Origin of the sequence: Bacillus swezeyi, from assembly GCF_001969815.1 — a bacterium.
Classification (GTDB): domain Bacteria; phylum Bacillota; class Bacilli; order Bacillales; family Bacillaceae; genus Bacillus; species Bacillus swezeyi.
The window spans coordinates 346,466-359,859 of the sequence record NZ_MRBK01000004.1 but is presented as its reverse complement, the minus strand read 5'-3'; the positions used below and the strand labels follow the sequence as shown (position 1 = coordinate 359,859).

12 protein-coding genes are annotated in these 13,394 nt (G+C 43.2%); 9 read left to right on the top strand and 3 right to left on the bottom strand.

Going from position 1 to position 13,394, the window contains the following annotated elements:
- Positions 1–10: 10 nt before the first annotated feature.
- The 5 genes from BTA30_RS04565 to BTA30_RS04545 are packed head-to-tail and all read left to right on the top strand — an operon-like array spanning position 11 to position 5,044.
- Positions 11–949: a carbohydrate ABC transporter permease gene (locus BTA30_RS04565; RefSeq protein ID WP_076759827.1), complete on the top strand. Its 939-nt coding sequence runs from the start codon at positions 11–13 to the stop codon at positions 947–949.
- Complete coding sequence (locus BTA30_RS04560) at positions 946–1,794, top strand: carbohydrate ABC transporter permease (protein WP_076759825.1); 849 nt, start codon at positions 946–948, stop codon at positions 1,792–1,794. The genes BTA30_RS04565 and BTA30_RS04560 overlap by 4 nt, the downstream gene beginning before the upstream one ends.
- Positions 1,795–1,828: 34 nt before the next feature.
- Positions 1,829–3,085 carry an MFS transporter gene (locus tag BTA30_RS04555; RefSeq protein WP_076759823.1) on the top strand — a complete coding sequence of 419 codons (1,257 nt, stop codon included), beginning with the start codon at positions 1,829–1,831 and terminating at the stop codon, positions 3,083–3,085.
- On the top strand, positions 3,078–4,559 hold the full coding sequence (locus BTA30_RS04550) for a glycoside hydrolase family 32 protein (protein ID WP_076759819.1): 1,482 nt from the start codon (positions 3,078–3,080) through the stop codon (positions 4,557–4,559). Before BTA30_RS04555 ends, BTA30_RS04550 begins: the two co-directional genes overlap by 8 nt.
- Before the next feature lie 14 nt (positions 4,560–4,573).
- Positions 4,574–5,044, top strand: coding sequence for a carbohydrate kinase family protein (locus tag BTA30_RS04545; protein ID WP_125921350.1), 471 nt, complete (start codon positions 4,574–4,576; stop codon positions 5,042–5,044).
- 359 nt (positions 5,045–5,403) lie between these two features.
- On the opposite strand, the gene pepT is transcribed toward BTA30_RS04545, so the two are convergent.
- Positions 5,404–6,636 carry a peptidase T gene (gene pepT / locus BTA30_RS04540; protein ID WP_076759814.1) on the bottom strand — a complete coding sequence of 411 codons (1,233 nt, stop codon included), beginning with the start codon at positions 6,634–6,636 and terminating at the stop codon, positions 5,404–5,406.
- Positions 6,637–6,827: 191 nt separating this feature from the next.
- Here pepT and BTA30_RS04535 point away from each other — a divergent pair, with 191 nt between their 5' ends.
- From BTA30_RS04535 to BTA30_RS04525, 3 genes are all read left to right on the top strand, one after another.
- The gene (locus BTA30_RS04535; RefSeq protein ID WP_076759812.1) at positions 6,828–7,247 is read left to right on the top strand and encodes a hypothetical protein; all 420 of its coding nucleotides are present in this window, start codon (positions 6,828–6,830) and stop codon (positions 7,245–7,247) included.
- A gap of 272 nt (positions 7,248–7,519) precedes the next feature.
- A complete protein-coding gene (locus tag BTA30_RS04530; RefSeq protein ID WP_076759810.1) occupies positions 7,520–8,839 on the top strand; it encodes a PTS sugar transporter subunit IIC in 1,320 nt (439 codons plus the stop codon).
- Positions 8,840–8,859: 20 nt separating this feature from the next.
- The gene (locus tag BTA30_RS04525) at positions 8,860–10,299 is read left to right on the top strand and encodes a glycoside hydrolase family 1 protein (protein ID WP_076759807.1); all 1,440 of its coding nucleotides are present in this window, start codon (positions 8,860–8,862) and stop codon (positions 10,297–10,299) included.
- Positions 10,300–10,651: 352 nt separating this feature from the next.
- Here the strand turns inward: BTA30_RS04525 and BTA30_RS04520 are convergent, their stop codons facing one another.
- Positions 10,652–12,076, bottom strand: coding sequence for a sensor histidine kinase (locus BTA30_RS04520; RefSeq protein ID WP_076759806.1), 1,425 nt, complete (start codon positions 12,074–12,076; stop codon positions 10,652–10,654).
- The gene (locus tag BTA30_RS04515; RefSeq protein ID WP_076759804.1) at positions 12,073–12,795 is read right to left on the bottom strand and encodes a response regulator transcription factor; all 723 of its coding nucleotides are present in this window, start codon (positions 12,793–12,795) and stop codon (positions 12,073–12,075) included. The genes BTA30_RS04520 and BTA30_RS04515 overlap by 4 nt, the downstream gene beginning before the upstream one ends.
- 296 nt (positions 12,796–13,091) lie before the next feature.
- Here BTA30_RS04515 and BTA30_RS04510 point away from each other — a divergent pair, with 296 nt between their 5' ends.
- A complete protein-coding gene (locus tag BTA30_RS04510; RefSeq protein ID WP_076759801.1) occupies positions 13,092–13,298 on the top strand; it encodes a plantaricin C family lantibiotic in 207 nt (68 codons plus the stop codon).
- Positions 13,299–13,394: the final 96 nt, after the last annotated feature.

The following is a 13,394-nucleotide window of genomic DNA, read 5'->3' as shown; positions in this document are numbered from 1 at the left end:
AGGTGGAGCCATGAATAAAATTCCGTTGAAAGAAGCCAGACCGGTCTTTCCGCTAAAAAGAGACCCAGCCAATAAAATACGGTGGCGGGACAATGCGGTGGCGTATATATTTTTAGGTCCGGCCCTGCTGATTTTGTCAGTGTTTCTCGTGATTCCTTCGATTATGGCCGTTTACTACGCATTTACAGATTATTATTTGTTAACACCTGATCTGCGCAAGTTTGTCGGTTTTGACAACTTTATCAAACTGTTCAAAGACCCTATATTCTTGAAAAGTTTGAGCAACACATTGAAATTCGTCGTCATTGTGATTCCGTTACAGATCGGGGCCGCTCTCGGGCTGGCCCTTCTGTTGAATAAAAAACGCAAGGCCAATACGTTTTTTAAAGTCGCATACTTTAGCCCCGTCGTCATGTCGCTTGTTGTCATCTCCGTTTTGTGGCTGTACTTGCTGAATCCGAATGAAGGGATGATGAATAACGTACTGACGCATTTCGGCCTATCGCCACAGCCGTTTTTGACAAGCCCTAAGCAGGCGATCTTTACGATTGTTGTCGTTTCCGCCTGGCAGGGAGCCGGATTTCAGATGCTGATTTTTTTAGCGGGTTTGCAAAATATTCCCGGGGATGTCTATGAGGCGGCGCAATTGGATGGCATGAATAAATGGCAGCGGTTTATTTATATTACATTACCTTTGCTGAAACCGACGTCTGTTTTTATCTTTATCACGACGCTGATCAGTGCCTTTAAGCTCCTCGTTCAGCCAATGGTTATGACCCAGGGCGGACCGGTCAATTCAACGATGACGGTTGTCTATTATATTTATCAAACGGGATTTACCGATCGAATGGTTGGCTATGCAAGTTCAATTGCGCTCTTGTTTGGCACGATTATTGGATTGGTGACGCTTGCGCAGCGCAAGTTGGTGAAGGAGGATGAAGCCGAATGAGACGGAAATTCGGACCTTTGACGATACTGGAATATATATGTCTTGTTTTGCTGGCGGTTCTGTTTATTTTTCCGCTGATTTGGATGGTCGCTTCATCGATGAAACCGGAAGCTGATATTTACAATAATATGAGCAGCATCAAAGCGTTTCTCCCGTCTTTTCATCCGTCGGAATGGTTTGCATCCTACAGGGAAGTACTGTCACGGTTTGATTTACTGATGTATATCGGTAACAGTTTGTTTTACGGTTTGTGTGTGGCAGCGGGATCTGTCGTCATCAACGGAATGGCAGGCTTCGCGTTCGCCAAGCTGCAATTCACAGGTAAAAAGGTGCTGTTTGCTATATTGCTGGCGCTTTTAATCGTTCCGTTTGAAACGATTTTAATCTCGCAGTTTACAATCGTTCATAAGCTTGGACTTGTTGATACACGCCTTGCCGTGATTTTGCCGACGCTGGCCGGGGCTTTCAATATTTATTTGTTCCGAAACTTTTTCATGGCGATTCCGGGAGAGATGATTGAATCGGCTAAGCTGGATGGGGCAAATACGTGGCAAATTTTCTGGCGGGTTATGCTGCCAATGTCTAAACCGGCTGTTGCTACAGTGGGGACATTGGCCTTTATCGGCAGCTGGAATGACTATATTTGGCCGCTGATGGTTTTGACGGATAAGTCGAAATTTCCGATCCAGGTAGCAATTACAGCCATCAACAACACCGAGCCGGTTTATACGAATCAGGTAATGGCGGTTTTGACGATTTCCACGATTCCGCTGATTCTGATCTACATTGTAGCCCAACGCTACATTTTAGAAGGTCTGGGCGGTTCAGGGACAGGTATCAAATAGATACATCCAAGTCGGGTTAAAGGAGCAAATGAAAATGAAAAGCTCAAACAGTCTGTATTGGAAACTAAGCGCTTATTTTTTCTTTTTCTTTTTTACCTGGTCTTCCAGCTACTCTTTATTTGCGATTTGGTTGGGGCAGGAAATCAATTTAAATGGGGCGGAGACGGGTATTATCTTTTCTGTAAATGCTATCTTTACGTTGTGTATGCAGCCCTTATACGGTTTTATCTCGGATAAGCTCGGGCTAAGGAAAAATATATTATTTATGATTAGTTTGCTGCTCGTTTTTACCGGGCCGTTTTATATCTTTGTCTACGGACCGCTTTTACAATATCATGTCATCCTTGGCGCCATCGTCGGCGGTATTTATTTAGGGACAGCTTTTCTGGCCGGGATTGGCGCCATTGAGACCTACATTGAAAAGGTCAGCCGGAAATATCAGTTCGAATACGGGAGAACAAGAATGTGGGGCTCGCTCGGCTGGGCTGCGGCAACGTTTTTTGCGGGGCAGCTATTCAATATCAATCCGAATATCAACTTTTGGGTTGCATCCCTGTCGGCCGTTATATTGGTGGCCATTATTATATCCGTAAAAATCGAGATGTCGGATGATGAAAGGGAAAGAGCCGATTCGATCCGGTTAAAAGACGTCGGAGGGCTTTTTCTATTAAAAGATTTCTGGTTTTTCATGGTGTACGTGATCGGTGTGACATGCGTGTACGGTGTGTATGATCAGCAGTTTCCAATTTACTACGCGTCTTTATTTCCGACTGCGGCCGTGGGGAACCAGGTATTTGGATATCTCAACTCATTCCAGGTATTTATCGAAGCGGGCATGATGTTTCTGGCACCCTTTATCGTCAATAAGCTCGGCCCTAAAAAAAGTTTGATTTTAGCGGGGCTTTTCATGTCTTTCCGTATTGTCGGCTCAGGCCTTGTCAGCGGACCTGTCGGAATTTCATCGATGAAACTTATTCATGCTTTGGAATTGCCGATCATGCTGATCGCGATTTTTAAATATTTGGCGTCTCATTTTGATACGCGTCTTTCATCCGTTCTTTATCTAGTCGGTTTTCAGTTTGCATCTCAGGTGGGTACATCGATTTTTTCGCCGCTTGTAGGTGGTTTATACGACAGCATAGGGTTTCGTCACACCTATCTCATGATGGGAACTTTAGTTCTTTGTTTCACCATTATTTCCATCTTTACCTTATTGGATTCGAAGAAAGGCGCTGTATACACTCAGCACATACAACAAAACAGATATAGAGGAGATGTCACAAATGGATAGAATCCACAGAGCAGAAAAGGCATTGAAGAAAGCCGAAGAAAAAATAAACGAAAGATATCGATTGGGATACCACATTATGCCCCGGGCGAACTGGATCAATGATCCGAACGGGCTGATTCAGTATAAAGGAGAATACCATGTCTTTTATCAGCATCATCCGTATGATGAGAATTGGGGGCCGATGCATTGGGGCCATGTAAAGAGTAAAGATCTCATTCATTGGGAGCATCTGCCGGTCGCTTTAACTCCGGGCGACGCATTCGATCAAAGCGGCTGCTTTTCGGGGAGCGCTGTCGATGATCATGGCACACTTGTTTTAATCTATACAGGCCATAATGTGATAGATCAAGAGAAAGACCTTTTCTATCAAAATCAAAATATTGCTGTCAGTCAGGATGGGATTGTGTTTGAAAAGCTTCAGCAAAATCCTGTTATTGCGGAAATGCCGGAAGACAGCGCCCGCCATTTCCGCGATCCGAAGGTATGGAAGCATAATGGAAGCTGGTATATGGTGGTCGGAAATTCCTCAAAAGAAAACGTCGGAAGGGTCATTTTATACCGCTCGCCTAATTTGCGGGATTGGGAATACGCAGGCGTCCTCGCTCAAAGCGACGGAAATCTCGGCTATATGTGGGAGTGTCCTGATTTTTTTGAATTGGACGGTAAACATGTCTTGCTGATTTCTCCCCAAGGCATCGATGCTGACGGTGACCGGTATCAAAATTTGTTTCAAACCGGCTATTTGGTAGGGGAATATGATGATGAGACGCATGAGTTTATCCATGGCTCATTTACAGAGCTGGACCATGGCCATGACTTTTATGCAGTGCAAACATTGCTGGATGATAAAGGACGCAGAATAGCGATTGGCTGGATGGATATGTGGGAATCAGAGATGCCGACGAAAGCGGATGGCTGGTGCGGGGCTTTGACGCTGCCGCGGGAATTGACATTGCGCGATGACCACAAAATCTTGATGAATCCTGTGGAAGAAACCGAGCTGTTGCGGCAAACCGAACATCGGGCATGTGCCAATCAATCGCTGTCAGGGAGTTATCTGGCTAAGACAGCTGAAGAGCTGCTTGAAGTGCAGGTCGTGTATGATATAACGGATTCTAGTGCGCAAACGATAGGGTTAACGATTCGGGGGCTGGAAAAGGAGGAGACAGTCATTCAGTATAGTTTAGCCGATCAAAGGCTGACGTTAGACTGCTCGAAGTCCGGAAAAGCAAATGACGGTGTAAGAAGCGTCAGGATTGAAGCGGGAGAGAAACTTGCTCTGCGGTTATTTATTGACAGATCTTCTATTGAAGTATTTGCAAATGATGGTGAAGCAACGATGACAAGCCGCATCTATCCGAAAGAAGGCAGGCTGGGAATCGAGCTGTTTTCTGAGATAGGCGATGTTAGAATTGAAAAATTTATCTATTGGACGTTAAAAGATATTTGGAAAGACGATGGATTGTTTGAATAGGGTATTTTGCATCGGTGAGACGCTCATTGATTTTATCCCAGCCCAAAGCAACTGCTCTGGACATTGGAGCCGGATTTGAATGCATTGCCGGCAGAGAGCCTTTGAATGTGCGATTGCTGTTGAAAATTCGGTGCGCAGCAGTCATGCTGACAAAGGAAGTTTCTAACGATCATTTTGGCGGTTACGTTATCGGCGTTATTGAAGAAAAAGGGGGAGATACTGCCTATATCGTTCGAAGCGATGACGGTGAAACCGGATTGAGCTTTGTATCTGCAGCAAGTCCAAGAAGCTTTCATTTTTACCGGAAAAATGCGGCCGATTTGCATGAGGTATACTCGGAATGTATCACAAAGGGGATATCCTTCATTTTAAATCAGCTTGATATAATAATTAAAAAAAGCAGGCCTTTTCACCCTGCTTTTTTTGTTTATATTCTAAGCTTTATTTTTTTGAAAGAAGTGAACAGAAATCAAAATAATGGGTAAATCATTACGTCAAACTGAAAATAATTCGATACACTTTCATTGCCATTACCATCTACCACATTCTTAGAGAAAGATAGAGAAAATAATTTTATAAAGAATATCATTAACAAATCAAATAAAAATGAAACAAATCCCAGGTATAAAATACATAAAAGCCCTCTCAAAATCAGTTTATAAAGGAAACATTAAAAATATCAAGATAAGATTATTTAAAATGTTTCCATGTTTTCTTTTTTAAAGTTATCACCTGTCATTTTTTACCGATGAATTCTTTTGTTAAATACTCTATCGGCTTCGTAAGAAATTGACTATCATAGAAACTCTCTTATCCAGTTGGAAAATGGCTTTTCATTTTGGTATTATGCCCTTTCTTCAAACAACTTCGCAATTTCCAAGACAACATTCACAGCCTTCACCATATTGTCGGCGGAAATATATTCGTATTTGCCGTGGAAGTTTTCCCCTCCGGTAAAGATATTCGGGCAAGGGAGCCCCATGTATGACAGCTGGGAGCCGTCCGTTCCGCCGCGGATTGGTTGGACGACAGGCTCGATGTCCAAGTTTTTCATCGCCTGATAGGCAATATCGACGATCTCTTTGACCGGTTCAATTTTTTCCCTCATGTTGTAGTATTGGTCATTCATATCGACAGTGATGCTGTCTGCTCCATATTCAGCTCTCAGTTCATCAGCGATTTTTTCGACCGTCGCTTTTCTCTCGTTAAAACGGTCTCTGTCAAAATCTCTGATAATATAATGCAGCTTTGTTTCTGACACATCTCCGTCGATGGAAAGCAGATGATAAAAGCCTTCATAGCCCTCTGTAAATTCGGGAGCTTCATTTTCCGGCAGTCCGGCATTGAATGTCATTGCGATTTTGGCGGAGTTAACCATCTTTCCCTTCGCCGTGCCGGGGTGGACGTTTGTCCCTTTGCACGTAATTTTCGCTGCGGCAGCGTTAAAGCTTTCATATTGCAGTTCGCCGAGGGGGCCGCCGTCAACTGTATACGCAAATTTCGCATTGAAGGCCTTCACATCAAATTTGTGCGGGCCGCGGCCGATTTCTTCATCAGGCGTAAACGCGACCCGGATGTTTCCGTGTTTGATTTCGGGGTGATTGATTAAATATTCCATCGCCGTCATGATTTCTGCGATGCCGGCTTTATTGTCGGCTCCGAGAAGCGTCGTTCCGTCTGTTGTGATCAATGTGTGCCCCTTATAACCCGCAAGCTCGGGAAATTCTTCGGGAGATAAGACGACGCCGAGCCCTTCATTGAGGACAATGTCTTTTCCGTCATACTGTTCGATGATCTGCGGATTGACATTCTTTCCGGTAAAGTCAGTCGCTGTATCGACATGGGCCAAAAAACCGATTGTCGATACTTGTTTATCCGTATTGGCGGGAAGCGTCGCCATCACATAGCCATTCTCGTCGATCGTGACCTCTTCCATGCCGATTTTCTTTAATTCTTCAACTAGCATATTGGCGAGTGTCAGCTGGCCCGGTGTGGAAGGAGTAGTTTCACTGTTTTCATTTGACTGTGTGTCGACCTTTGCATATGAAGTGAGTCGTTCAATCAATTTGTTCTTCATGTTTCCTTCATCTCCATTTGTTGGTTTTATCTTTATCTTATCACTCCTGATCGAGCAATGGGATGCCGAAATCTTTTGCTCTTCCTTTTATAGAAAAATCTAGTATAATAGATATAAATGGTTCTATCGGACGGGGTAATATGAACTATCTTTTGGAAACTATAAACAACAGCTGTAAGGAGAGTAAAGAAATGGCGAAAGGTTTTACTAATGAAGGCGCAAAATGGGAGATCGCACATTCCTTTTGGATATTGTTCACATGGGTTCCATTTGCGTTTCTAAGCTGGTTTGCATTTATTTATATAGGAGCGCGGACAAAGCAGAAAAAGTGGCTTCTTGCCGGAGTCGCCTATGCGGCGGTTGTCCTCTGCACCGCCTTTACGGCCAGAACGCTCTTTTTCGATTTGGCCATGAAAATGCTGCTCATCGTTTGGGTCATCTCGATTATTCATGCGTTTAAGATAAGGCCGGAATTTTTGGTTCGCCTGGAAGCTGTATATCAGATTAAACGGTCGGAAATGAACGAGCTTCGCCAAGAGCTAGAAAATGAGAATTTCCCGGAGCCGTCCGGCCAAAATCGATCTTCTCGAGTGACGCTTACAAAAAAATGAACAGGGCTTTGTTGTTCACCAAACCGCTATTTTTCAAAAATAGCGGATCATTTCCCCCTCAGAAAAAATCACTAAACACTCTCATGGTCTATCCAAGAAGCATCAATGATTTCTCTGCCATCTTCCGGTTGGCGATATCAAAACATATGTCTGATATCTTCTGTTGATATTCTTAATTTAAAATTTTCCTCTCCCTAAGGAAAAAATATGCATCCAAATGAAACCGTTTTCAAGATAAGGTGAAAGCAAGTCAAATAAAGGGAGGGATAAATGTGAGCAAAATAGCGAAGGTGACGCAAATCTTGGAGCAAGCAGCTTTTAAAATTACCAGTTTCAAGTATATTAAAGCCATTAAATCGGCATTTGTTACATTAATGCCTGTCATCATTGTCGGCGCTTTTGCGGTTTTGATGCAGAACATGGTGATGAGTCCTGAGACAGGTCTTGCGGTGTTTCCGGCTTTTCGATTTTTGGCTGCTTTGGAGCCGGTCATGGCGTCAATCAATTATGCAACATTGAATTTTATCACGATAGGTGCGGTATTTTTCATTGGGATTGAATTGGGGAAATTAAATGGGCTGAAATCCTTTTTTCCTGGTCTTATGGCGTTGATGTCCTATATTTCAGTCATTCCTTCTACAGTGATGTTAGAGGTCAATGGCTCTATGCAGGAAGTGGTCAACGTCTTGGCTAAAGAATTTACGGACCCTAAGTCGCTCTTTTTGGGAATGTTTATATCGATCGCATCAGTAGAAATCTTCAGCAAGCTTGTGAACATGGATAAGCTGAACATCAAAATGCCGGATAGTGTGCCGGCCAATGTCTCGCTATCATTCGCCTCCTTAATTCCTTCTATCATCACCATCACGTTTATCGCCAGTTGCGGTTTTGCTTTTTATCAACTAACAGGTGTCTATCTGCATGAGGCCGTCTATAATGTCGTGCAAAAACCGCTTGAGGGGGTTATCCAAGGTCTGCCTGGCATCCTCACTTTAATGTTTGTCGCCCAGTTTTTTTGGGTCATCGGTATTCATGGCAACCAAATGGTAAAGCCGGTAAGAGAGCCTTTGCTGCTTGCTTCAATCACCGTCAATATGAATGCTTATGCGGCGGGTGAAACAATTCCCAATATTATTACGATGCCGTTTTGGGATGTATATATGAGCATCGGAGGCTCCGGTGTAACGCTTGGTTTGCTGATTGCGATTTTCATTGCCGGAAAACGGGAAGATATGCGCAGTATCACAAAACTGTCGTTTGGCCCGGGGATTTTTAACATCAATGAGCCGGTGATATTCGGACTGCCCGTCATGCTGAATCCGTTAATGGCGATTCCGTTTGTGATCACACCGCTAGTAACGGGTACGATCGGCTACTTCGCGACGGCGGCCGGTTTTGCAGGAAAAGCTGTTGTCATGGTGCCTTGGACGACGCCCCCGCTTATCAACGCGTGGCTTTCGACGGGAGGAAGCCTCGGGGCGGTCCTGACACAAATTGTTTGCATCATTGCTTCTGTCTTCATTTATTTGCCGTTTGTCATTCTGATGAACCGCAACTATGACGTCAGCACTGAACAAAATATGACCGTATAAAACAGGAGGGAGCATGGTAAATGAGCACACAAACTTGGAAGATACCTGATGGATTTATCCTTGGTGCAGCGGCATCGGCTTGGCAGACTGAAGGTTGGGACGGGAAGAGGCCGTCACAGGATTCTTATTTGGATATGTGGTATAAAAATGCTGCACACATTTGGCACAACGGGAACGGGCCTGCGGTGGCAACCGATTTTTACAACCGCTACAAAGAGGATATTGGGTATATGAAAGAGATTGGGCTGACTCATTACCGGACATCGATTAACTGGTCGCGCTTTCTGATTGACTATGAAACGGCTGAAGTTGACGAAGTGTATGCCGGTTATATTGACAACGTCATCAATGAGTTAATCGCATCAGGTGTGGAGCCGATGATATGTCTTGAGCATTATGAGATTCCCGCTGCGCTGATGGAAAAATACGGGGGATGGGGGTCTAAACATGTCGTGGATTTATACACGGCGTATACGGAAAAAGTGTTGCAACGATATGGAGACCGGGTGAAATACTGGTTTACTTTTAATGAACCGATTGTGCCGCAAACGCGCATTTATCTTGATGCAATTCGTTATCCGTATGAGCAGAACACGAAAAAATGGATGCAGTGGAACTTTAACAAAGCGCTGGCGACGGCAAAGGCCGTTCAGCTTTTCCGGGCCGGGAAGGCCTGGCTCAGAGAAGACGCAAAAATCGGTGTTATTTTGAACCCGGAGGTTACGTATGCGAGATCAAGTGCACAGCATGATCAAAAAGCGGCACATATCTATGATTTATTTTTCAACAGGGTCTTTTTAGATCCATGCATCAAGGGGGGTTATCCGGAAGAACTGATGGAACTCTTGGTGAGACATGAGATTGTTTTTGACCATGATGAGGATGAGCTTGACCTCATCAAGCAGCACACGGTTGATTTTGCAGGCATCAACCTTTATTATCCGTGCAGGGTCAAAGCGCCTTCCAGACAATGGAATGATTCAACGCCGTTTCATCCTGCTTACTATTATGAACATTTTGAGCTGCCCGGCAGAAAGATGAATCCATTCAGAGGATGGGAGATTTATCCCCGCATTGTCTATGACATGGCGATGAGAATGAAAAATGAGTATGGCAATATCGAGTGGCTGATTGCGGAAAACGGGATGGGGGTTGAAGATGAAAAACGATTCAAAAATGAAGATGGAATCATTCAGGATGATTACCGGATCGAATTTATCTCATCCCATTTAGCCGAAGCCGTGAAAGGAATCACGGACGGATCGAATTGCAAAGGTTATATGCTTTGGGCTTTTACAGACAATGTATCTCCGATGAATGCATTTAAAAATCGCTACGGCCTTGTTGAGATTCATTTAGAGCAGAACCGCAGGCGGGCGCTGAAAAAATCGGCGCATTTTTATCGGCAGATTATTCAGAACAGACAGTTTGAAACAGAACTGGACCGACTGTATAAGTAAAACAAGAAATGCATGTTGTGAATCATCCCGTTAACAGCGGGATGATTCAGCGTGTCGACAAACTCTCGCATTCGTTGTCAGGCCTGCTGAGTCGGTGCTCACGTTCAAGGAAGGAACGGCCGCTAATCGCTAAGACGTCCTGCCTGAACGCTGCCGTCATCACACCTAAAAGTAAGGAACGACGGTTAAGTGCGCGGACGTCCTGTCCGAACACCGTTGTCATCACGTCCTGTGAAAGCCCGATGCTCGCCCTTCCTAGACAGCAAAGGTTTCGGGTCACGCTGAAAAGATGACAAAATCCTAAAACTTTAAACTGTTTTAGGATTTTGTCAACAGTCTCGATTTTTTCTGATCATCTGTAAGGCGCTTTGCCTCCTGTCTTGGTTTGAAACATAATCTTGATTTGGGTCCCGCGCCCGGGCTCGCTGAAAATGTCAATATCACCTTCGTGAGCGTAGATGATCTGCCTGGCAATGGTCATGCCCAACCCGGTTCCCGAGGTATTTGAAGAGGCGTTCGTTCCTCTGTAATAGCGATCAAATAGATGCTCCAATGTTTCCTTTTCCATGCCGATGCCGTCATCTTCTATGAGGATCGTTACATGATGCGGTTCATGTAAAATACTGACCTTTATTTTTGTATCGGGCGGATTATGCTTGATGCTGTTGGCGATCAGGTTTTCCAATGCACGCTGCATGTATTTTTCATCCATATAAAACGCAATTGCGCTTTTGTTCGACTGAAAATCGAAATGTTTATCTTGGGATTCGGGTATGCTTTTCAGTCCGGATAATGTTTCTCTTAATAAGCCTACTATGTCTTTTTCTTCCTTTTGAATCGGAAGGGCATCATTTTTCAAGCGAAACGTGAGATTGAATTCTTCTATTAATTCTTCCATATACTCTACCCGCTCTTGCATAATGTTTGCGAAGTCCCGTACTTTTTCCTGATTCCATTCATGTTTTTCAGATGATAAAAGAATGGTATAACCTTTAATGACGGATAGCGGCGTTTTTAAGTCATGTGATACGCCTGTCATCCATTCTTCGCGTGTTTGTTCCAGCTTTTCGCTTTCAGCCTTGTTTTTCTGAAGGATTAAAGTAAGGTTGCTCATTGCGTTCATTAGTTCCTGGTATAGTTTATATCCGGGTTTCTTCTTTTTCTTTGGAATGAAAGAAGAAAATACCGGTTCAGCATATGTTCCCTTGGACAGGTTTTCAATCCATGAAACAATATAAAGCAATGGCGCACCAAGCTGTTTTCCGAAGTACAGGGCAACAATGATCCCCATCACGATCATAGAAAGAATCCATAACTGGTTTGTCCAATAAAGAAACGGGTTGTCAGCTTTAAATGGTTCACCTAAAATCCACGTTAATGTCTGATTTTCTTTCGTATCAAACCATGTTGATAGATGAAAGCCTTTTTTAGCGGGGTAGACATAATCTGAGACAAGTTCACCTGGAATATAATGCTTTGGGATATTGTGCGGCTTCTGATATGAATAAAGCTCGTTCCCCTCTTCATCAAGGATTTGCAGCCACATATTGTATTGCTTTAAATGGCTGATGGTGTCATCTTCAATGGATATTTTCCCGTCTTTCAAAGATGTTTGACGAACAACACTTGATAAAGAAAGCGGAGAGCGATGCGTCTCTTTATCATTCAGAAAAAAAGTGAAAAATAATGTGCTGATGATGAATAAAGCGATACAAATGACGATCAGGAGAATAATCCGGGATATGAAGTGAAAAGCAATACGTTCTCGTAACTTCATTGCTCTCCACCTGTTGGGTGATCTTCAAAAATATAGCCAAGCCCCCTTACCGTTTTAATCCATTTTGGCCGGCTCGGGTCTTTTTCAATTTTTTCCCGGAGCCGGCGTACATGCACCATGACCGTACTATCGCCATTGTAAAATTCTCCCCAAACATCCCTGTAAATCTTTTGCTTGCTTAAGATTTGATTGGGGTGGTTGCAAAAATACAATAAAAGCTTAAATTCCTGAGCCGGACACTCGATCTTTACTCCATCAACAATGAGTTTTCCTGATGTTTTATCAACTTGAAAATCTCCAAAATCATAAGACGATCCGGACGTTGGGGGTGTAAAATCTTTATATCGTTTCAGCTGGGCTTTTACACGGGCAACGACTTCCAGAGGGTTGAAAGGTTTTGTAATGTAATCGTCTCCCCCATAGCTGAACCCTTGCAGTTTATCTAAATCAGACGTTTTGGCTGTAAGAAAAAGAACGGGGATATTGGTAAATTGGCGGAATTGATTGCAAAGGGTGAATCCATCTGAATCCGGCAGCATGACGTCAAGCAGTACGATATCCGGCTGCTGTTGTTTTAACAGATGGAGCGCTTCCTCTCCATTTTTGGCATTTAAGACATCTGAAAACCCCTCATTTTCAAACACCACGTTTAATAAATCTAAAATGTGCTGGTCATCATCAACGATTAACACTTTAAATTCTCCAAAAGAATGATCCATATTATGACCTCCATTAATGATACGCCTTCATTTTTACATGAATGAGCATGTAAAGGAAGTTATGCAGGGGTAAATTTAAGCGATGTTTAAATTTCTTAAAATTAAGACTTCTAAATAGTAGCCCTTCATATGAGTAGAACATCATCCCATTTTCCTCATTCTTTCAGCTCTCTGACCTGAGAATGTTAACAATGATTAAGAAGAATATTTTAATTATAACTCATATTCACCTAAAAATATTCCAATTTTAGAAGGTAATGATATATTTGTATTACACTAAATAGGAGGTGAAAAACATGAGTAAAGAAAATATTGTTCTTTCTTGGAAAGATCCTCTATCCCGCAAAAATAATCTGCAAAATCCGGCAGGAAATCCATTTACAGAGCTTGAAGAAGCTCAAATGGATAAATTAGCCGGCGCAGGTGATATGGAGGCTGCATGTACATGGACATTGCCTGGCGGAGGCGGTGTATGTACAGTCACTTCTGAGTGCATTTGCTAATTTCATCATTTTCATATTGCCAAAGGCTGTTTTTCTTAAATAAGAAAAACAGCCTTTTTATATGTTTGTTTAGGTAATGTTCAGGAAGAGTTTAAG